General features: G+C 68.0%; 19 protein-coding genes and 1 tRNA gene. 9 read left to right on the top strand and 11 right to left on the bottom strand.

Going from position 1 to position 18,935, the window contains the following annotated elements:
* Positions 1 to 57 precede the first annotated feature (57 nt).
* Positions 58 to 1,677 (top strand): M20/M25/M40 family metallo-hydrolase, encoded by a 1,620-nt coding sequence (locus F1640_RS11400; RefSeq protein ID WP_194919262.1) that lies wholly within the window; start codon positions 58 to 60, stop codon positions 1,675 to 1,677.
* A 15-nt stretch (positions 1,678 to 1,692) separates the two neighbouring features.
* On the opposite strand, the gene rimO is transcribed toward F1640_RS11400, so the two are convergent.
* The gene (rimO, locus tag F1640_RS11395) at positions 1,693 to 3,087 is read right to left on the bottom strand and encodes a 30S ribosomal protein S12 methylthiotransferase RimO (protein WP_194919259.1); all 1,395 of its coding nucleotides are present in this window, start codon (positions 3,085 to 3,087) and stop codon (positions 1,693 to 1,695) included.
* Positions 3,088 to 3,236: 149 nt separating this feature from the next.
* Between rimO and F1640_RS11390 the strand changes: the two genes are divergently transcribed.
* Positions 3,237 to 3,647: a DUF1761 domain-containing protein gene (locus tag F1640_RS11390; protein ID WP_190287258.1), complete on the top strand. Its 411-nt coding sequence runs from the start codon at positions 3,237 to 3,239 to the stop codon at positions 3,645 to 3,647.
* A 13-nt stretch (positions 3,648 to 3,660) separates the two neighbouring features.
* On the opposite strand, the gene F1640_RS11385 is transcribed toward F1640_RS11390, so the two are convergent.
* The 5 genes from F1640_RS11385 to F1640_RS11365 form a co-directional block, all read right to left on the bottom strand.
* On the bottom strand, positions 3,661 to 4,707 hold the full coding sequence (locus tag F1640_RS11385; protein ID WP_194919257.1) for a TrkA family potassium uptake protein: 1,047 nt from the start codon (positions 4,705 to 4,707) through the stop codon (positions 3,661 to 3,663).
* Entirely contained in the window at positions 4,704 to 5,513 is an 810-nt protein-coding gene (locus F1640_RS25715) for a M23 family metallopeptidase (protein ID WP_194919255.1), read from the bottom strand. Before F1640_RS25715 ends, F1640_RS11385 begins: the two co-directional genes overlap by 4 nt.
* Positions 5,513 to 6,793: a serine--tRNA ligase gene (serS, locus tag F1640_RS11375; protein WP_194919253.1), complete on the bottom strand. Its 1,281-nt coding sequence runs from the start codon at positions 6,791 to 6,793 to the stop codon at positions 5,513 to 5,515. The genes F1640_RS25715 and serS overlap by 1 nt, the downstream gene beginning before the upstream one ends.
* Before the next feature lie 107 nt (positions 6,794 to 6,900).
* Positions 6,901 to 7,092, bottom strand: coding sequence for a DUF2892 domain-containing protein (locus F1640_RS11370; protein WP_190287316.1), 192 nt, complete (start codon positions 7,090 to 7,092; stop codon positions 6,901 to 6,903).
* Between the two features lie 96 nt (positions 7,093 to 7,188).
* Positions 7,189 to 7,263: transfer RNA gene (locus F1640_RS11365), tRNA-Val, on the bottom strand.
* Between the two features lie 79 nt (positions 7,264 to 7,342).
* Here F1640_RS11365 and F1640_RS11360 point away from each other — a divergent pair.
* On the top strand, positions 7,343 to 7,666 hold the full coding sequence (locus F1640_RS11360) for a DUF3297 family protein (RefSeq protein WP_190287317.1): 324 nt from the start codon (positions 7,343 to 7,345) through the stop codon (positions 7,664 to 7,666).
* 35 nt (positions 7,667 to 7,701) lie between these two features.
* Here F1640_RS11360 and F1640_RS11355 read toward each other — a convergent pair whose 3' ends face one another.
* Positions 7,702 to 8,598 (bottom strand): LysR family transcriptional regulator, encoded by an 897-nt coding sequence (locus tag F1640_RS11355; protein ID WP_124810486.1) that lies wholly within the window; start codon positions 8,596 to 8,598, stop codon positions 7,702 to 7,704.
* Between the two features lie 104 nt (positions 8,599 to 8,702).
* On the opposite strand from F1640_RS11355, the gene F1640_RS11350 reads away from it, so the two are divergent.
* From F1640_RS11350 to mmsB, 5 genes are all read left to right on the top strand, one after another.
* Positions 8,703 to 10,199 carry a CoA-acylating methylmalonate-semialdehyde dehydrogenase gene (locus F1640_RS11350; RefSeq protein WP_194919251.1) on the top strand — a complete coding sequence of 499 codons (1,497 nt, stop codon included), beginning with the start codon at positions 8,703 to 8,705 and terminating at the stop codon, positions 10,197 to 10,199.
* 8 nt (positions 10,200 to 10,207) lie between these two features.
* Positions 10,208 to 11,350: an acyl-CoA dehydrogenase family protein gene (locus F1640_RS11345; protein WP_194919249.1), complete on the top strand. Its 1,143-nt coding sequence runs from the start codon at positions 10,208 to 10,210 to the stop codon at positions 11,348 to 11,350.
* On the top strand, positions 11,347 to 12,420 hold the full coding sequence (locus tag F1640_RS11340) for an enoyl-CoA hydratase/isomerase family protein (RefSeq protein WP_194919247.1): 1,074 nt from the start codon (positions 11,347 to 11,349) through the stop codon (positions 12,418 to 12,420). The genes F1640_RS11345 and F1640_RS11340 overlap by 4 nt, the downstream gene beginning before the upstream one ends.
* A 62-nt stretch (positions 12,421 to 12,482) precedes the next feature.
* Positions 12,483 to 13,268 carry an enoyl-CoA hydratase-related protein gene (locus tag F1640_RS11335; RefSeq protein ID WP_124810444.1) on the top strand — a complete coding sequence of 262 codons (786 nt, stop codon included), beginning with the start codon at positions 12,483 to 12,485 and terminating at the stop codon, positions 13,266 to 13,268.
* Between the two features lie 30 nt (positions 13,269 to 13,298).
* Positions 13,299 to 14,168, top strand: coding sequence for a 3-hydroxyisobutyrate dehydrogenase (gene mmsB / locus F1640_RS11330; protein ID WP_194919246.1), 870 nt, complete (start codon positions 13,299 to 13,301; stop codon positions 14,166 to 14,168).
* Between the two features lie 33 nt (positions 14,169 to 14,201).
* Here the strand turns inward: mmsB and F1640_RS11325 are convergent, their stop codons facing one another.
* Positions 14,202 to 15,047 (bottom strand): CHAP domain-containing protein, encoded by an 846-nt coding sequence (locus tag F1640_RS11325; protein ID WP_375336192.1) that lies wholly within the window; start codon positions 15,045 to 15,047, stop codon positions 14,202 to 14,204.
* A gap of 164 nt (positions 15,048 to 15,211) precedes the next feature.
* Here F1640_RS11325 and der point away from each other — a divergent pair, with 164 nt between their 5' ends.
* On the top strand, positions 15,212 to 16,591 hold the full coding sequence (der, locus tag F1640_RS11320) for a ribosome biogenesis GTPase Der (protein ID WP_125954421.1): 1,380 nt from the start codon (positions 15,212 to 15,214) through the stop codon (positions 16,589 to 16,591).
* Positions 16,592 to 16,600: 9 nt separating this feature from the next.
* Here the strand turns inward: der and F1640_RS11315 are convergent, their stop codons facing one another.
* The 3 genes from F1640_RS11315 to F1640_RS11305 all read right to left on the bottom strand — a co-directional run bounded on the left by F1640_RS11315 (position 16,601) and on the right by F1640_RS11305 (position 18,718).
* Positions 16,601 to 17,317 carry an MgtC/SapB family protein gene (locus F1640_RS11315; RefSeq protein ID WP_194919244.1) on the bottom strand — a complete coding sequence of 239 codons (717 nt, stop codon included), beginning with the start codon at positions 17,315 to 17,317 and terminating at the stop codon, positions 16,601 to 16,603.
* 85 nt (positions 17,318 to 17,402) lie between these two features.
* Entirely contained in the window at positions 17,403 to 17,882 is a 480-nt protein-coding gene (locus F1640_RS11310; protein ID WP_194919242.1) for a gamma-glutamylcyclotransferase family protein, read from the bottom strand.
* 56 nt (positions 17,883 to 17,938) lie between these two features.
* Positions 17,939 to 18,718 (bottom strand): inositol monophosphatase family protein, encoded by a 780-nt coding sequence (locus F1640_RS11305; protein ID WP_124810449.1) that lies wholly within the window; start codon positions 18,716 to 18,718, stop codon positions 17,939 to 17,941.
* Between the last annotated feature and the right edge of the window lie 217 nt (positions 18,719 to 18,935).

Below are 18,935 nucleotides of genomic sequence, written 5' to 3'. Positions count from 1 at the left end.
GGCAGGATGCAGCCTTGTCCATTTCGGCCTGATCTGTTTTAGGGGAGAACCTGTTCCATGCTCCGTCGTCCCGCCCTGTTCGGCGCCACCGCGCTCTGCGCGCTCCTCGCCACGCCCCTGCCCGCGCTGGCCGGGCCGGCGGAGGACGCCGCCGTCGCGCGGATCATCGACGAAGGCATGAACCGCAGCGCGGTGATGACCACCGCCAGCCATCTGATGGACGGCATCGGCCCGCGCCTCACCAATTCGGAAAACCACCGCAAGGCGGAACGCTGGGCGATGGACGTGCTGCGCGGCTATGGCCTGGCCAATATCCATGCCGAACCGTTCAACTTCGGGCTGGGCTGGAACGCCGACGGCTGGTCCGCCGCGATGGTCTCGCCCCGCCCGCTCGCGCTCACCGCAATTCCGGTGGCGTGGTCGCCGCCGACCACGGGCGCGGTGCGCGCGCCGGTGATCGTCGCGCCGATGAGCCGGGAAGAGAACTTCGCCGAATGGAAGGGCAAGCTCGCCGGCCGCATCGTGCTCGTCTCGCTGCCGGGCGCGACCAGCGAATCCAAGGACCCGGTGTTCAAGCGCTACAGCGATGCCGAGATCGGCGAATTCGACAAGTTCGACCAGCCGCGCTTCGATCCCGAAGCCGCCGCGCTGCAGATCCGCAACCGCAGCTTCCTGCGCAAGCTGACGGAATTCCTCAAGGCCGAAGGCGCGCTCGCGCTGGTGCGCATGAGCTATCGCGATGGCAAGCTGGTCCATGGCGAAGGCTATGACTTCGTGCCCGGCAAGACGCTGGCCGTACCGGCGATGGAACTGGCGCAGGAGGATTACCGCCGCCTCGTCCGCCTGGCGAAGACCGGGGCCGCGCCCGAAATCGAACTGAACATCGAGGCGCGCTTCGACGACAAGAACCTGATGGCGGAGAACGTCATCGCCGAAATCCCGGGCACCGATCCCAAGGCGGGCTATGTCATGGCCGGCGCGCATTTCGACAGCTGGATCGCGGGCGATGGCGCCAACGACAACGGTGCCGGCAGCGTGGCGGTGATCGAGGCCGCGCGGCTGATCGCCAAGCTGGGCATCCGGCCCCGGCGCACGATCCGCTTCGCGCTGTGGAGCGGGGAGGAGCAGGGCCTGCTCGGCTCGCGCGCCTATATCGAACAGCACCTTGCCTCGCGCCCGGTCGATCCCGCGCTGACGGGCATTGAATCCTACGTGGCGTGGCGCAACGCCTTCCCGATCACGCCGAAGGCCGAATACACGGCGCTGAAAGCCTATTTCAACATGGACAACGGATCGGGCCGGTTCCGCGGCATCTATGCCGAGGGCAACCTGGGCGCGGGCGCGATCCTGGGCGACTGGCTGGCCCCGTTCAAGGCGATGGGCGCGGGCCGCGTTGTCGCGGAGAAGACCGGCGGAACCGACCACGTCTATCTCCAGTCGATCGGCCTGCCCGGCTATCAGTTCATCCAGGACCCGCTCGACTACGACAGCCGCGTCCACCATTCCAGCATCGACACGCTGGACCACATGCGCGCGGACGACATGCGGCAAGCCTCGGTGATCCTGGCAGGGATGCTGTGGCAGGCGGCCAACAGCGACAAGGAACTGCCGCGCAGCCCGCTGCCCACGCAGCCCGCGCCGACCGATCCGTTCAAGGTGGCGGACCCGAACCAGTAGGAGCGGGAGATCGCTTCAGGCGATCACACCATAGAGGTCGTGCGCGTCGGCATCCTCGATCCGCACCTGCGCGAAATCGCCCGGCTTCAGCGTGGCGGGCACGTTGCGCAGATAGACCGCGCCGTCGATTTCCGGGGCATCCGCCTGGCTGCGCGCGGTCGCGCCCAGATCGCCGTCCTCATCCGGCTCGCCCACCTCGTCCACGATCACCTGGATCGTGCGGCCGACCTTGGCGGCGAGCCTGGCCGCGCTGATCGCCTCGGTCTTTTCCATCAGCCGGGCGTAGCGTTCTTCCTTGACCTCCTCCGGCACCGGATCAGGCAGGTGGTTGGCGCTGGCGCCATCCACCGGTTCGAAGCGGAAGCCCCCCACGCGGTCGAGCTGCGCCTCGTCCAGCCAATCGAGCAGGTACTGGAAGTCCGCCTCGGTCTCGCCGGGGAAGCCGACCACGAAGCTCGAGCGGATGGCAAGATCGGGCGCGATGTCACGCCATGCCCTGATGCGCTCGAGCACCTTCGCTTCGTTGGCGGGGCGCTTCATCGCCTTGAGCACACTGGGCGCGGCATGCTGGAACGGAATGTCGAGATAGGGCGTCACCAGCCCTTCGGCCATCAGCGGAATCACCGCGTCGACGTGGGGATAGGGGTACACGTAGTGCAGCCGCACCCACGGCACCTCGCCCTGCGGCGTGCGCAACTGGCCCAGCTCGCGCGCCAGGTCGGTCATGTGGGTGCGCACGGGATGCCCCTTCCACGCGCGCTCCTCGTGCCGCACGTCCACGCCGTAGGCCGAGGTATCCTGACTGATGACCAGCAGTTCCTTGGTCCCCGCCGCCACCAGCTTCTCCGCCTCGCGCAGCACGGCATCGATGCGCCGGCTGGCCAGCTTGCCGCGCAGCGACGGGATGATGCAGAATGCGCAGGCGTGGTTGCAGCCTTCGGAAATCTTGAGATAGCTGTAATGCCGCGGGGTCAGCTTGATCCCGCCCTGGTCGTCCAGCGCCTGCGGGATCAGGTCGATATACGGCCCCATGCTGGGCGGCGCGGCTTCGTGCACCGCTTCCACCACCGCCTCGTACTGGTGCGCGCCGGTCACGGCCAGCACGTCGGGGAACTTCGCCCGGATCAGCTCCGCCTCGTTGCCCATGCACCCGGTCACGATCACGCGGCCGTTCTCGGCGATCGCCTCACCGATCGCGGCCAGGCTTTCCTCCTTGGCCGAATCGAGGAAGCCGCACGTATTGACCAGCACCACGTCGGCCCCGGCATAGACCGCGCTCATGGCATAGCCATCGGCGCGCAGGCGCGTGAGAATGCGTTCGGAATCGACCAGCGCCTTGGGGCAGCCAAGGCTGATCATGCCGACGCGCGGCGGTTCGGGAAGCGTGAGCGGGGAATCCTGGGATGTCATGGCGACCGCGCCTTACGCGGATTCGCGCCGCCCGTCATCATGCGGCATCATCATTCGGCGTCATCAGCCATCATCGCAGCGCCCGCGAATTGCCAATGTGACGTCATCTCGCTACCGTCTCGCGAGGCGGGAAGCGAGGAAAGAGCAGAATGGGTCCGGTGAACTGGCTGGCGGTGTTTCTCGCTATGCTCGCCGCGCTGACGGTGACCGCAGTGTGGTATGGGCCGCTGTTCGGCCGCGCCAAGCTGGAGGAGGTCGGCCCTGGCGGCCTCGGCACCCGCACCGCACCCGCGCGCACGCTGGCGATCACGGCCGCGCTGCTGCTGGTGACGGCATCGATGATGGGGCACATGTTCGCGCGCGTCGGCCCCGAAACGCTGGCGGTGAAGCCCTGGCTCTATTTCATGATGTCGGGCGGCCTTGCCGGTGCCTTCGTGATCCCGTCGCTGTGGATCAGCTATACCCAGCAGCGGATTTCCACCCGCCTCGCGCTGATTGATGCCGGATTCTGGATGGTCGCCTACCTGGCGATGGGGCTGGTGTTCTTCGTGATCCGCTGATCGCCCGCGACCGTCAGGCGGCGGCCCCGCCGACGGCACCATCAGTAGGCGCGGTCGGCACGATTTCCACGATCATGTCGCCACGCGCCAGTTGCCTGCTTTCCGCTTCCCAGAAGCCATGGGCCTTGCCCCCGCGATAAATGCGCAAGCCCTGCCCGCCGGATGCCAGGCGGGTCAGCGGCTGGCCCACTTCCTCGTCGCGCACCGGCCGTTCGACAAGGTGGACGCGCCCGGAAATGGACGCGAGATCGGAAAGATAGCCGGCCGTGTGCTGCCCGTGCGCGGTGCCGGCCAGCAGTTGCCCGGTGAAGCGCACCGGATTGATAACATTGGTGGCCCCCGCCTGCTGCGCCAGCACTTCGTTGTCGGCGGCGCGAACCACAGTGCTGATCGGCACACCGGGCGCCAGATGCCGCGCCGTCAGCGTGATGAGGATCGAGGTATCGTCGCGCCCGGCGGAAATCAGGACCGCGCTGGCTCTGGCGATGCGCACGTCGATCAGCGTGGTGTCGCGGGTGGCATCGCCGGGCAGCACGTTGCACCCCATGCGTTCTGCTTCCGCCAGCCGCCCTTCCGCCCCGTCGACCACCACGATCGTCGCGGGATCGGTGCCGCGCGCGATCAGTTCGGCGACCGCCTCGGAACCCGATATGCCAAAGCCCAGCACCACGACGTGACCCGACAGGGCATTCTGGATCTGCGCCATGCGCCACCTCTCCCAGCTGCGCTTGATGATGAAGTTGTAGGCTGTGCCCACGAAGATGAAGATCACCGCCAGGCGGATCGGCGTGACGATCACCGTTTCGATCAGTCGTGCCCGATCGCTGACCGGCGCAATGTCGCCGAACCCGGTCGTGGTGATGGAAATCATGGTGAAATAGACCACGTCGAGGAAACTGACGTGTCCGTCATGGTTGTCGGCCAGCCCTTCGCGGTCGATCCAGTGGATCAGCACCACCAGCGCCAGCAGCGCGAAGGCGGCCGATAGCCGCAACGCGATATCGGCCCACACCGGAACCCGGATGAGCCGGCGCAGTGCCTGGTGCCCGACGGGCCTCACAACCGGACTGGCAGGTACACGACCGGATCGCGCGGATCGTTGTCGCGGCGCAGCTCGAAGTGCAGCGTCGGCCGCTTCGCCTCGCCACTCTTGCCGATGCTGGCGATCGCTTGCCGCGCCTTCACCACATCGCCCTCCTTCACCCGCACCTGGCCGAGATAGGCATAGGCGGTGGCCCAGCCCTGCCCGTGATCGATGACGATCAACTGACCGAAGCGTTCGGGCTCGTTGCCGGCGAAGATCACGGTGCCGGCACCGGCGGCGCGCACCGTCAGCCCGGCGTAGGCGGCCAGATCGATGCCCCGGTTGCGCTGGCCGGAAGCGACCGACCCCGATGGAACCGGCGTGCCGAAGCGGCTCAGCACCGCGCCCGATACCGGCCAGGACAGCGCAGGCGCGCCCGCCTCGCGCACATGCGGGGCCGGCGTGGGGCGCAAGGGCGGCGCCGGCCGCGGCGCTGGCGCGGGCCGGGGCGGCGCCTTGGGTGGCGTCGACGTCTGCGGAGCCGGCGTCGGCACGGGGGCCGGGCGCGACGGCACCGGCACCGGATCGGGCCGTTTCAGCACCTGCCCCACGCGGATGATATAGGGCGAAGGAATGCCGTTGGCCCGCCCCAGCGCTTCCATCGTCACGCCCATGCGCTGCGCGATGGCGCGGAAGGTATCGCCCGGCTGGACTTCGTAGGTCCAGGCGATGATCGGCGCGCCAGCCCCGGAGCCGGCGGCGTTCTGGGCGAACGATGGCGCGGCCGGCGCCGCCGCCAGCAGCAGCGCCGCGAATCCGGCGGCCGTTCGCCGCGCGCGCATCAGCCCTGCGGCACCAGCCGCGTCAGCCCGCCAAGGTAGGGGTGCAGCGCGGCGGGCAGGTCCACCGATCCATCGGCCTGCTGGCCGTTCTCCAGCACCGCCACCAGCGTGCGCCCGACCGCGAGGCCCGACCCGTTGAGCGTATGGACGAATTCGGTGCCCTTCTGCCCTTCCGGGCGATAGCGCGCGTTCATCCGCCGCGCTTGGAAATCGCCGCAGTTGGAGCACGAGGAAATCTCGCGATAGGCGCCCTGCCCCGGCAGCCAGACTTCGAGGTCATAGGTCTTGCGCGCGGTGAAGCCCATGTCGCCGGTGCACAGCAGCACCTTGCGATAGGGCAGTTCCAGCGCCTGCAGCACACCCTCGGCGCAGGCGGTCATGCGCTCGTGCTCGGCCTCCGAATCCTCGGGCCGGGTGATCGAGACCAGCTCCACCTTCTCGAACTGGTGCTGGCGGATGAACCCGCGCGTATCGCGCCCGGCCGCGCCGGCTTCCGAACGGAAGCACGGGGTCAGCGCGGTCATGCGGATCGGCAGCGCGGCCTCGGCCAGGATCTGCTCACGCACCGCGTTGGTCAGGCTGACTTCGGCGGTGGGGATCAGCCAGCGGCCGTCGGTGGTGCGGAACAGGTCTTCGGCGAACTTGGGCAGCTGACCGGTGCCGAACACCGCCTCGTCCTTCACCAGCAGCGGCGGGATGCATTCCAGATAGCCGTTCTCGCCGGTCTGCCGGTCCAGCATGAACTGCGCCAGCGCGCGGTGCAGCCGCGCCATCCCGCCCTTCAGGAACGTGAAGCGCGCGCCCGAAATCAGCGCGCCGGTTTCGAAATCGAGGCCCAGCGCGGGGCCGAGATCGGCATGTTCGCGCGGGGTAAAATCGAACGTGCGCGGCGTGCCCCAGCGGCTGACCTCGACGTTCTGCGCCTCGTCCTCGCCCGGCGGCACGTCGTCGGCCGGGCGGTTGGGCCATGCCGCCAGCGCATCGGCGAGCTGCGCGGTCAGCCGGCGCTCCTCATCCTCCAGCGCGGGCAGTTCGGTCTTCAGCGCGGCAACTTCGGCCTTCAGCGCCTCGGCCGTGTCCTTGTCGCCCTTGCCCATGGCCGCGCCGATCGCCTTCGACGCCTCGTTGCGGCGGGCCTGCGATTCCTGCATCCGCGTCGCCACATCGCGCCGCGCGCTGTCGAGCGCGAGGATGGACTGCGCCACCGGCTCCACGCCCCGGCGGGCAAGGGCGGCGTCAAAAGCGGCGGGGTTTTCGCGGATCAGGCGGATATCGTGCATGGTCCGGGGCTATGCCGTCTCGGCGCGGCCCTTGCAACCCGATCAGGAACAGGCCGATCGGGAAAAGGCCGGTCGGAGAAACGGGCCTATCACGGAAACGCGGACGCCTATCGCCGGGGGCAGGTGTTCACGCCGATCAGCGAATAGAGCGGGCAAACACGGAACAGCCCGGTCAGCAGCGGCACAAGGCCGATCCAGCCCCAGCCGGTTTTCGGCCCAACGAAGACCATCGCGATCAGCACCAGCCCCAGCACGACCCGCAGCACGCGATCGATGCCGCCCACGTTGAAGTTCAGCATGAAACCTCTCCTCCAGTTGCGGCGCCGTTCTGGACGCAGGGAGAAGCGCGGGCATTGATGCCCGTCAAAGCCGAAATGTCGTGAGGACCGGGGAAGTGGTGGGCGCGACAGGGATTGAACCTGTGACCCCACCCGTGTGAAGGGTGTGCTCTACCGCTGAGCTACGCGCCCACTTCCGTTGCGGAAGCGCGCCCTTAGACATCCGCGCGTCAATTGACAAGCGGGGAAAGCGGGATAGAGGCGTTTTCCCATGAACGACCACGCTTCCGACCAGACGCCCGAAACCGCAACCGGCACCCCGACCACTGGCGCGGACGTGCCGCCGGACCGGCTGGCCATCAACCCGCGCAGCGCGCATTTCGATGCCGACAAGCTGCGGCGCGGCGTGGGCATCCGCTTCAAGGGCACGGTGCGCACCAATGTCGAGGAATACTGCATTTCCGAAGGCTGGGTACGCGTGCAGGCGGGCAAGACGATGGACCGCAAGGGCAATCCGCTGACGCTCAAGCTCAGCGGCCCGGTCGAAGCCTGGTACGAGGATCTGGGCGAGGACGCGCCGGTCGCGAAAGCCTGATTTTCCGGGTTCGCTTGCGCGAACCCGATCATCCTCTACCCCGGCAGGAGCCGGCCCCGCTCCGCCGCCACGACTCCGGTCAGCCAGTCCTTGAACGCGCGCACGCGGGCAAGGTTGTGCGTGTCCTTGTGCGTCACGACCCAGAACGAGCGGGTGATGCGCCGTTCAGGCAGGATCGGCACCAGCGCGGGATCGCCATCGCCGATGAAGCAGGGCAGCACCCCGATGCCGGCCCCGGCAGCGATCATGCGGTATTGCGTGATGATCGACGAACTGCGCAGCGCGGCGGACAGATCGGGTTCGATCTCCGCCAGATAGCGCAGTTCCGGCGCAAACAGCAGATCAGGCACGTAGCCGACCAGCCGGTGCCGGGCGGTCAGATCCGCCGGGCGTTCGGGCGCGCCGTGCGCCGCAAGGTAGGCGGACGAGCCATAGAGCCGCAGCGCATAGTCCGAGAGCTTGCCCGCGATCACCGGCCCGGCGCGCGGACGCGAGAGCGTGACGGCAAGGTCCGCCTCGCGCTTGGACGGGCTGAGGAAGCCGGTGGAAGCGACGAGGTCCACCATCAGGCGCGGGTGCGCTTCGGTGAAGCCGTGGACGCGTGGCGCCACGAACCAGGTGCCGAAGCCTTCGGACAGGCTCACCCGCAGCAGGCCCGAAAGCCCGCCCGATACCGCCGCGCTTTCGGCGATGCGGCTGGCGGCCTGCTCCATCGCCTCAACATCGACGAGCATCGCCTCGCCCGCCTCGGTCAGCACCTGCCCTTCGCGCGTCTGTTCGAACAGCGTGGCGCCGACGCGCGCTTCCAGCCGGCGCAGGCGGCGGCCCATGGTGGTGGCGTCCACCCCCATGGCCGATGCCGCGCGCGCCAGCTGCCCGGCGCGGGCGATGGCGAGGAAGGCCTGATAGTCGTTCCAGTCGGATGGCTGCATGATTGCAGGTAGCACTCGCATAATCGCCAGTTGCCTGCAACTGGGTCCGGGGTGCAGGACAGCGCCGAGGTCACTTCGATCCCGTCAGGAAGAGGATTCGCGCAATGCGCCTGATCGATCATTTCATCGTCGGTGGTCCCGGCAGCACCCCCGCTCGCAAGAGCGACGTCTTCGACCCCAACAGCGGCGGCGTGCAGGCGCAGGTCGCGCTGGGCGACCAGGCGGTGCTCGATCGCGCCGTCGCCGCCGCGCAGGCCGCGCAGCCCGCCTGGGCCGCCACCAACCCGCAGCGCCGCGCCCGCGTGATGTTCCGCTTCAAGGAACTGGTCGAAGCGAACATGGACGAACTGGCCCGCCTGCTCTCGTCCGAGCACGGCAAGGTCATCGCGGATTCGAAGGGCGACATCCAGCGCGGCCTGGAAGTGGTGGAATTCGCCTGCGGCATCCCGCACGTGCTGAAGGGCGAATACACGCAAGGCGCCGGGCCGGGCATCGACGTCTATTCGATGCGCCAGCCGATCGGCATCGGTGCGGGCATCACCCCGTTCAACTTCCCGGCGATGATCCCGCTGTGGATGTCGGCCGTGGCCATCGCCTGCGGCAACGCCTTCATCATCAAGCCTTCGGAACGCGATCCGTCGGTGCCGGTGCGCCTGGCCGAACTGTTCCTGGAGGCCGGGCTGCCCGAAGGCATCTGCCAGGTGGTGCAGGGCGATAAGGAGATGGTCGACGCGATTCTCGATCATCCCGCGATCGGCGCGGTCAGCTTCGTCGGCTCGTCCGACATCGCGCACTACGTCTATAACCGGGGCGTGGCCGCCGGAAAGCGCGTGCAGGCGATGGGCGGGGCCAAGAACCACGGCATCGTCATGCCCGACGCCGATCTCGACCAGGTGGTGAACGATCTGGCCGGCGCCGCATTCGGTTCGGCGGGCGAACGCTGCATGGCGCTGCCGGTGGTGGTGCCGGTGGGCGAAGACACCGCCGAGCGCCTGAAGGCCAAGCTGATCCCGGCGATCGAGGCGCTCAAGGTTGGCGTCTCGACCGATCCCGACGCGCACTACGGCCCGGTGGTGACGCAGGCGCACAAGGAGAAGATCGAGGGCTGGATCGCGAAGTGCGTGGAGGAAGGCGGCGAACTGGTCGTCGACGGGCGCGGCTTCACGCTGCAGGGCCACGAGAACGGCTTCTTCGTCGGCCCGACGCTGATCGATCACGTCACCGCGGAGATGGACAGCTACCACAACGAGATCTTCGGCCCGGTGCTGCAGATCGTGCGCGCGAAGGACTTCGAGGAAGCGCTCGCGCTGCCCTCGAAGCACCAGTACGGCAACGGCGTCGCCCTGTTCACCCGCAACGGCCATGCCGCGCGCGAGTTCGCGGCGCGGGTCAATGTCGGCATGGTCGGCATCAACGTGCCGATCCCGGTGCCGGTGGCCTATCACACCTTTGGCGGCTGGAAGCGTTCGGCATTCGGCGATACCAACCAGCACGGCATGGAAGGCGTAAAGTTCTGGACCAAGGTCAAGACCGTGACCCAGCGCTGGCCCGACGGTTCGCCGGACGGGGGCAACGCCTTCGTCATTCCGACGATGGGGTAAGGCGCCAGATGACCGACCAGTTCCAGCTTACCGAGGACCAGCTCGCGATTCAGGAGATGGCGCGGCGGTTCACCGCCGACGCGATCACGCCCTTCGCCGCGCAGTGGGACGAGGAACACCTGTTTCCACGCGAAACGATCAAGGCCGCCGCCGAACTCGGCTTCGGCGCGATCTATGTCAGCGAGGAAGCGGGCGGCATCGGCCTCGGGCGGCTGGAAGCGGCGCTGATCATGGAAGCCATGGCCTATGGCTGCCCGGCGACCAGCGCGTTCATCTCGATCCACAACATGGCGGCGTGGATGATCGACAAGTTCGGTGGCGACGCGATCAAGGCGCGCACGCTGCCGGGCCTCGTCACCATGGACCTGATGGCCAGCTACTGCCTGACCGAGCCGGGTTCCGGTTCGGACGCGGCGGCGCTCAAGACCACCGCCCGCCTCGAAGGCGATCACTACGTCGTTACCGGCACCAAGCAGTTCATCTCGGGCGGCGGGGTGAACGATCTCTACGTGACGATGGTGCGCACCGGCGACGATGGGCCGAAGGGCATCACCTGCCTGGTGATCGAGAAGGACATGCCGGGCGTCAGCTTTGGCGCGCCCGAGAAGAAGCTGGGCTGGAACGCCTCACCCACCGCACAGGTCATCCTCGACAACGTGAAGGTGCCGGTCGCCAACCGCGTCGGCGCGGAAGGACAGGGCTTCGCCATCGCCATGGCGGGGCTGGACGGCGGGCGGCTGAACATCGGCGCCTGTTCGCTGGGCGGCGCGCAGCGCTGCCTCGACGAGGCGGTCAGCTACGTCAAGGACCGCGCGCAGTTCGGCAAGGCGATCGCCGAGTTCCAGAACACCCAGTTCACGCTGGCCGACATGGCCACCGATCTGGAAGCGGCACGCGCCCTCCTCTACCTCGCCGCCGCCAAGGTGACCGCCGGCGCGCCCGACCGCACGCGCTTTTCGGCGATGGCCAAGAAGCTGGCAACCGACAACGGCTCGTCAGTGGTCGACCGCGCGCTCCAGCTGTTCGGCGGCTATGGCTATCTGCGCGATTACCCGATCGAACGCTTCTGGCGCGACCTTCGCGTGCATCGCATCCTGGAGGGGACAAACGAAGTGATGCGCCTGATCGTGGGAAGGGACCTGTTGAAGTGACCGATGACGTTCTGATCCGCACCGAAGGCGCCGCCGGCTTCCTCTCGCTCAACCGCCCCAAGGCAATTCACGCGCTGACGCTGCCGATGGTCCACGCCATGACCGCAGCGCTGCTGGCCTGGCGCGACGATCCGGCGGTACAGGTGGTGATCCTGGACCACGCAGTTGCGCCCGATGGTGATCCCAAACTGTCGCGCGGGTTCTGCGCCGGCGGCGACATCGCCTTCCTGCGCAATTCCGCGCTGAACGATGGTGGCGCATCGGGCCGCCAGTTCTTCTTCGACGAATACCGGCTCAACCACCTGATCTTCACTTATCCCAAGCCGGTGGTGACCTTCATGGACGGGATCACCATGGGCGGCGGCGTGGGCCTTGCCGGGCCTTCGCAATACCGCGTGGCGACCGAGGCGACCAGGCTCGCCATGCCCGAAACCGGGATCGGCCTGTTTCCGGACGTTGGCGGCGGCTGGTATCTTTCGCGCCTGCACGGCCGGCTGGGCCAGTATCTGGCGCTGACCGGGGCGCGGCTGGACGGCGCGGAATGCCTTTGGGCCGACCTTGCCACGCACTATCTGCCGTCCGCCGCCACGGCGGCGGCCAAGGCGCGCATCGCCGCCGATCCTTCCGCTGTCGCTGCGACGCTCCACGCGCTGGCCGCCGTGCCGCCTGAGCCGAAGATTGCCGCCGTGGCCGAAACGATCGCGCGGACGTTCGCGTCGGACCGGTACGAGGACATCCTGGCCGCGCTGGCGGCCGAGGACGGCGACTGGGCGCGCGCGACGCTGGAAACGCTGGGCCACAAGAGCCCGCAGACCTGCAAGGTGGCGCTGCGGCAATTGCACGACAGCCTTTCGCTGACCGATTTCGCAGACAACATGGCGATGGAATATCGCGTGGCCAGCCGCGTGCTGGTCCGCCCCGATTTCGCCGAGGGCGTGCGCGCGGTGATCGTCGACAAGGACCACACGCCGCGCTGGAATCCGGCAACGCCCGAAGGCGTGACCGACGACCTGATCGAGGCGATCTTCGCCCCGCTGCCGGCGGACGAGGAATGGACGCCATTGCCTTGAGCGCCGCTTCCCGCGAGAGCGGGTGGCTGCCCGCCCGGGCGACACATCTGGAGACTGCTGAGATGGCCGAATACGAAACGATCCTGGTCGAACAGAAGGGCGCCGTCACGCTCATCACGCTCAACCGCCCGCAGGCGCTGAACGCGCTGAATTCGCAGGTGCTGGAAGACCTGATCGGCGCTTTCGCGGCGTTCGAAGCCGATCCCGCGCAGCGCTGCGCGGTGCTGACCGGATCGGGCGAGAAGGCCTTCGCGGCCGGCGCGGACATCAAGGAAATGGCGGAAAAGCCGGCGGTCGATTTCTACAACCAGGATTTCTTCGCGCGCTGGACCAGCCACCTCGTCAAGACCACGCGCAAGCCGTGGATCGCGGCGGTGAACGGCTTTGCGCTGGGCGGCGGCTGTGAACTGGCGATGATGGCGGACTTCATCATCGCGGCCGACACGGCGAAGTTCGGCCAGCCGGAGATCAAGCTGGGCGTGGCGCCGGGCATGGGCGGATCGCAGCGCCTGACGCGCGCGGTGGGCAAGGCCAAGGCCATGGAAATGTGCCTGACCGGGCGGATGATGGGCGCCGAGGAAGCCGAACGCTCGGGCCTCGTCGCGCGGATCGTGCCGCTGGCGGACCTGCTGGCCGACGCGCTGAAGACGGCCGAGACGATCGCCGCGATGCCGCCGGTCGCCGCCATCGCCAACAAGGAAATGGTCAACGCCGCGTTCGAGACCACGCTCGATCAGGGCCTGCTCTACGAACGCCGCCTGTTCCAGATCCTGACCGCCACCGAGGACAAGGCCGAAGGCATGGCCGCGTTCATCGAAAAGCGCCCCGGCGTCTGGACGGGGCGGTAAGGCCTGAATTGCCGGCAGGAGGGGAGAAGCATGAAAATCGCGTTCATCGGTCTCGGCAACATGGGCGGCGGCATGGCCGCGAATCTGGTCAAGGCCGGGCACGAGGTTCATGCCTTCGACCTTTCCCCCGATGCGCTGGCGCGGGCCAGGGACAACGGCTGCGCGACCTATACCTCGGTGCGCGAGGCGGTGCAGGGCGCGGAGGCCGTGGTCTCGATGCTGCCCAACGGCGCGATCGTGGACAGCGTCTATGGCGCCGACGTGATCGGACAGGCCCCGCAAACAGCGCTGCTGCTCGATTGCTCGACGATCGACGTCGCCACCGCGCGCAAGGTCGCGGCAGCGGCCTCGACCGCCGGCTATGCCATGGTCGACGCCCCCGTCTCGGGCGGGATCGCCGCCGCGAACGGAGGCACGCTGACGTTCATGGTGGGCGGCGATAACGCGGCTTTCGCGCGGGCAGAGCCGATCCTGGCGGCGATGGGCAAGGCGGTGATCCATGCCGGCGGCAGCGGCGCCGGACAGGCTGCCAAGATCTGCAACAACATGATCCTGGGCGCGACGATGATCGCCACCTGCGAAGCCTTTGCCATGGCGCAGAAGCTCGGCCTTGATCCGCAGGTATTCTACGATATCTCGTCGAAGGCTTCGGGCCAGTCGTGGTCGATGACCAGCTATTGCCCGCTGCCCGGCGTGGGGCCGCAGAGCCCGGCGGACAACGACTACCAGGGCGGTTTCGCCACCGCGCTGATGCTCAAGGACCTCAAGCTGGCGGTTGCCGCGGCGCGCGATGCGGGATCGCAGGTGCCGATGGGCACGCGGGCGGAAGAACTCTACGAAGCCTTCGCCGCCGCCGGCAACGGCGGGCTCGATTTCTCGGCGATCATCCGCACGCTCTGATTCCGGCAACCTGGACCGGAAGCGCCGCGCGGATCAGCGCATTCGCGCGGCGATGATCCGGCCGATCGGGTCGCTGTCGCTTCCCGCCAGGCGCGTAGAGGTGGCGCGGGCCGGAGCCGTTCGCGGAGCGCTGGTGGCAAGGCTCTGCCGGGCCGGGCGCCGCGACGCCGGAGTCTGCGCGGCGCGCGATTCGGGTATGACACCCTTGAGGAAGTCCGCACCGATACCGCGGCCAGGCGCGCTCCGCGCGGGCTCGGTGCGCGCCATCAGCGGCGCGCGCGCCGGGGTGGCCGTTTCTGCCGACGCGAGCACCGTCAACCGCTCGTTCTTGCGCGGCTTTTCGTTATAGATGAAGCCGTTGACCGGCCAGCGCGTGGTCCCGAGATCGGCGATCGGGGCATACCACACGCGCACTTCGCTCCAATCGTTTTCGGGCGAAACGTCGACCGCGCGCACGTCTTTCTCGATCTGCCCGCGCCGGCCGTTGATCGGCGACCAGTTGGCATGGCGCAGCAGTACCGTGCGCGAATCGATAATCCGGCTGACTGCCGCGACATGGCCCAGTTCCATGCCGCCATAGGGGCGGAAGCTCATCACCGCGCCCACGCGCGGCTGGCGGCCACGGGCATAGCGCCCCGCCGCCTGATCCCACCAGGTCAGCGCATCGCCATAGATGCCGATGCCGGAAACCTGCCGCGCATAGGGCACGCACTGGAGATAGGGCAGCGCGTCCGAATCAGCATCCGCATCCTGCTGGCGCGTCATCGCGGCCGCGCCCGCTGCCTGCAACGCCGCGGGCGCGGCTTGCGCCACGTTCGCTGAGCCCCATACGGCCCCTGATACGGCCAGTGCCGCGATTTTGCCGGTCAATCCCTTCATGCCGGCAATTTTCTGCCGGTAAGGTAAGAATCACCCTCACCGATGTAGTTAACATGCGTTTAAGGCAATGAACGGCGATTACGGAGGTGCGGAAAGGCCGGTTTACGGGCGGTTCGCGCCAAACCGTCCTTGCCATCGCCGCGCGCGCGGGCCAACGGTGGGCGATGCATCCGCAAGTTATCATCATCGGCCGCCCCAACGTCGGCAAGTCCACGCTTTTCAACAGGCTTGTGGGGAAAAAGCTGGCGCTGGTGGACGATCAGCCAGGCGTCACGCGCGATCGCCGCTTCGGCGAAGCGACGCTGCTCGGCCTCGAATTCACCATCGTCGATACCGCCGGCTGGGAAGACGAAGATCCTTCCAGCCTGCCCGGCCGGATGCGCCAGCAGACCGAGGCTTCGTTGACGGGCGCCGATGTGGCGCTGTTCGTGGTGGACGCGCGCGCCGGCATCACCCCGCTCGACGAAGAGATCGGCCGCTATCTGCGCGAACATACGCTGCCGGTGATTCTCCTGGCCAACAAGGCCGAAGGGCGCGCTGGCGAAGCGGGGTTGCTGGAAGCCTATTCACTGGGCTTCGGCGATCCCGTGGGCGTTTCGGCCGAACATGGCGAGGGCATGGGCGATCTGTTCGAAGCGCTCTACCCGCTGATCGGCGAACCCGAAGCCGATGCCGACGACGGCGAGGAAGACGGTGAAGAACCTGAATACGATCCCGAATCGATCCTGAAACTGGCGGTGGTCGGGCGGCCCAACGCGGGCAAGTCCACGCTGATCAACCGCCTGCTGGGCGAGGATCGCCTGCTCACCGGGCCGGAAGCGGGCATCACCCGCGATTCGATCGCGATCGATTGGGACTGGAACGATCCCAAGAGCGGCAAGGCGCGCCCGATCCGCCTGATCGACACGGCCGGCATGCGCAAGAAATCGCAGGTCGTGGAGAAGCTCGAAAAACTCTCCGTCGCCGACGCGCGGCGCGCGATCGATTTCGCCGAAGTCGTCGTCCTGCTGCTCGATGCCACGCGCGGGCTGGAGCATCAGGACCTCAAGATCGCCTCGATGGTGCTGGAGGAAGGCCGCGCGCTCGTCATCGCGATCAACAAGTGGGACGTGGCCGAGGACGCCAGCGGCCTTTTCAACGGCGTGCGCGCCGCGCTGGACGAAGGGCTGGCGCAAGTGCGCGGCGTGCCGCTGGTGGCCGTATCGGCGCGCACGGGCAAGGGGCTGGACACCTTGCTGTCCGTGGCCTTCGACATCCGCGATTCCTGGAGCCGCCGCGTGCCGACCGCCGCGCTCAACCGCTGGTTCGACGATGCGCTATCCGCCAATCCGCCGCCAGCCCCCGGGGGCAAGCGGATCAAGCTGCGCTACATCACGCAGGCCAAGACGCGCCCGCCCGGCTTCGTGCTGTTCGGCACTCGGCTGGACATGCTGCCCGAAAGTTACCGGCGCTACCTGATCAACGGCATCCGGCGCGAGCTGGGGTTCGATGCCGTGCCGATCCGCCTGACGCTGCGCAGCCCGAAGAACCCGTTCGCGAAATAACGCGCGCGCTCAGTCGTGCGTCTGCACTTCCCAGGTGGCGTGGGCCACTGCGTGCGTCCGTTCCAGATGCGCGGCGATCGCATCGAGATCCTTCTCGGCGGCCGCCGTGCTGACCAGGCGGGCACGGACTTCGACCGTGTCCTCGGCGCGTTCGACCAGTTCTGTATCGGCGACCGGATAGCGCATCAGTTCAAGGTGATCGACCAGCAGGTCGCGCAGCCTGTCGGCGCTGGCCGCGTCCGTGGTGACCGTCACCCAGTATGTCGCTTCCAGCGATGCGGCGGCCAGCGGGATGCGGTTGATCGCGTTCACGACAAAACGCAGCAGCGTGTTGCCGGCCACCACGAACACGGTCAGCGTCGCGGCTTCGGCCAGCATGTCGGTGCCCGCACAGGTGCCCACGGCGGCCGAGCACCAGAGCGTGGCGGCCGTGTTCAGGCCGCGCACGTTCTTGCCCTCCTTCATGATCACCCCGGCGCCCAGGAAACCGACGCCCGAAACGACATAGGAGATCACGCGCACCGCTTCGGCATCGCCGGCCAGGCGCTGGCCCAGATCGACGAACGCCGCCGCGCCCAGCGCCACCAGCGCGTTGGTCCTGAGGCCCGCCGTGCGCTGGCGATACTGCCGTTCCGCCCCGATCAGCGCGCCGAACAGCAGCGCCGCCGCGTAGCTCACCAGCGAATCGAGGTAGGGCGTCAGATGAAAGGTTTCCTCAAAGCGCATCCCGCACCGCCTTTTCCGTGGCTATCCGCCGGCGAATCCCCGACCCGCCCATGCGACAGGACTGTGACGGTGAAAAGACCCGCCGTCAGCGCCGCCGCGCGCCCGCGCGGCCCGACCCCAGCGCGGACAGGCCACGGGCGGCGATGAAGGCGGCGAAATCCCCGCCCGGTATGGGGCAAAGGCCCGGGTGCAGCGGCCGGTTGAACAGATAGGCATCGGCGCGGACGGTGCCCTGTCCCGGCACATGAACGGTCACCGTGCGCCGGCGATATTCCGACCGCGCGGGCCGGCGCGGATCGCAGTTCTCGTAGGAATCCAGCAGCCGCAGCGTGGCGCGGGTGAAGCGCGACCCGCTGTCATAGACATAGCCGAACACGCGGCCGGATACCCTGCCGGCGCTCACGGGCGTCAGCACCGGATACCAGCCTTCGCCGTGGCGCACCGCGTGCAGCCGGCCGCGTACCCAGCCCCGCCGCGCCGGGCCGAGCAGCGGCAGCACGGCGCGCGTCACCGGATTGTCGTGGGCATGGGTCAGCGTGCCGTAGAAGAAGAACCGCTTCTTCACCGCGCCCGCCCGTTCAATGCCACCGGTTCAAGGTCGCTGGTTCATGGCCGCCGCGCTCAGTGCCCGCAGGCCAGCGCCTCGACCACGTCGTCGAGCCGCGCCGGATCGCCCAGCGCGATGACATGGCCGTCCGACCCGGCGTGCAGCGGGTTGCCGTTCCAGTCCGCCATGGTGCCACCCGCGCCTTCGACCACGGGCACCAGCGCGGCCCAGTCGTGCAGTTTGAGGTTGGCCTCGCAGACGACATCGATGTGCCCGGTCGCGAGCATGGCGTAGTTGTAGCAATCGCCGCCCATGACCATGCGCTTGTGGTCGGTCTTGGCGGCAAGGCCCATGAAATGCGCGCCATCATGATCGTCGAAATAGTGCGGGCCGGTGGTGGCCAGCGTGGCATCGGCCAGGCTGCGGCAGGCGCGGGTGCGCACCGGTTTGCCGTTCAGCGTGGTCGGACGGCCGGTCGCGCCCACCCAGCGTTCGCCGGAAATCGGCTGGTCGATCACGCCCAGCACCGGAAAGCCTTCCACCACCAGCGCGATCAGCGTGCCGAACAGCGCGCGGCCGGCGAGGAAGCCAGTGGTTCCATCGATCGGGTCGAGCACCCAGCTCCGGCCGGAAGATCCGGTGGTCGCGCCGAACTCCTCGCCGATCACGGTATCGCGCGGTACTTCGGCGGTCAGGATGCGGCGCATCGCTTCTTCCGCCGCGCGGTCCGCCAGCGTCACCGGGGTGGCATCCCCCTTGCGTTCGGCTTCGACAGAGCGGAAATAGGGGCGGATGGCTGCGCCGGCGGCATCAGCAAGGCGCAGGGCGAGGGCGATATCGTCGTCCAGTTTCATGGGCTCTGCTTTGGCCCGGCGCCGGCGCGCCGGTCAAGGACAACGCGGCGAACGTCATCGAAAGGACGTGCCCCCTGTGCGCAAACGCACCGGCAGGCAGTGCGCTGGATCACCCATGTCGACCGGGAAGCTATTGACGGCGCAAGCAAACTTTTACCATGGGCGTGACCGGTGCCACAGACGCGGCTATGGTGGAGGGGTAGGTGGCGGACGGCGA

This window comes from Novosphingobium sp. NBM11 (assembly GCF_015390225.1).
GTDB lineage: Bacteria > Pseudomonadota > Alphaproteobacteria > Sphingomonadales > Sphingomonadaceae > Novosphingobium.
The sequence above is the reverse complement of the archived record's forward strand: the minus strand, read 5'-3'. Positions and strand labels throughout refer to the sequence as shown.

Excerpts from the sequence above, each read along its gene's own strand:
- F1640_RS11400 (WP_194919262.1), top strand. The coding sequence starts at position 58 with ATGCTCCGTCGTCCCGCCCTGTTCGGCGCCACCGCGCTCTGCGCGCTC.
- rimO (WP_194919259.1), bottom strand. The coding sequence starts at position 3,087 with ATGACATCCCAGGATTCCCCGCTCACGCTTCCCGAACCGCCGCGCGTC.
- F1640_RS11390 (WP_190287258.1), top strand. The coding sequence starts at position 3,237 with ATGGGTCCGGTGAACTGGCTGGCGGTGTTTCTCGCTATGCTCGCCGCG.
- F1640_RS25715 (WP_194919255.1), bottom strand. The coding sequence starts at position 5,513 with ATGCGCGCGCGGCGAACGGCCGCCGGATTCGCGGCGCTGCTGCTGGCG.
- serS (WP_194919253.1), bottom strand. The coding sequence starts at position 6,793 with ATGCACGATATCCGCCTGATCCGCGAAAACCCCGCCGCTTTTGACGCC.
- F1640_RS11370 (WP_190287316.1), bottom strand. The coding sequence starts at position 7,092 with ATGCTGAACTTCAACGTGGGCGGCATCGATCGCGTGCTGCGGGTCGTG.
- F1640_RS11360 (WP_190287317.1), top strand. The coding sequence starts at position 7,343 with ATGAACGACCACGCTTCCGACCAGACGCCCGAAACCGCAACCGGCACC.
- F1640_RS11355 (WP_124810486.1), bottom strand. The coding sequence starts at position 8,598 with ATGCAGCCATCCGACTGGAACGACTATCAGGCCTTCCTCGCCATCGCC.
- F1640_RS11350 (WP_194919251.1), top strand. The coding sequence starts at position 8,703 with ATGCGCCTGATCGATCATTTCATCGTCGGTGGTCCCGGCAGCACCCCC.
- F1640_RS11345 (WP_194919249.1), top strand. The coding sequence starts at position 10,208 with ATGACCGACCAGTTCCAGCTTACCGAGGACCAGCTCGCGATTCAGGAG.
- F1640_RS11335 (WP_124810444.1), top strand. The coding sequence starts at position 12,483 with ATGGCCGAATACGAAACGATCCTGGTCGAACAGAAGGGCGCCGTCACG.
- mmsB (WP_194919246.1), top strand. The coding sequence starts at position 13,299 with ATGAAAATCGCGTTCATCGGTCTCGGCAACATGGGCGGCGGCATGGCC.
- F1640_RS11325 (WP_375336192.1), bottom strand. The coding sequence starts at position 15,047 with ATGAAGGGATTGACCGGCAAAATCGCGGCACTGGCCGTATCAGGGGCC.
- der (WP_125954421.1), top strand. The coding sequence starts at position 15,212 with ATGCATCCGCAAGTTATCATCATCGGCCGCCCCAACGTCGGCAAGTCC.
- F1640_RS11315 (WP_194919244.1), bottom strand. The coding sequence starts at position 17,317 with ATGCGCTTTGAGGAAACCTTTCATCTGACGCCCTACCTCGATTCGCTG.
- F1640_RS11305 (WP_124810449.1), bottom strand. The coding sequence starts at position 18,718 with ATGAAACTGGACGACGATATCGCCCTCGCCCTGCGCCTTGCTGATGCC.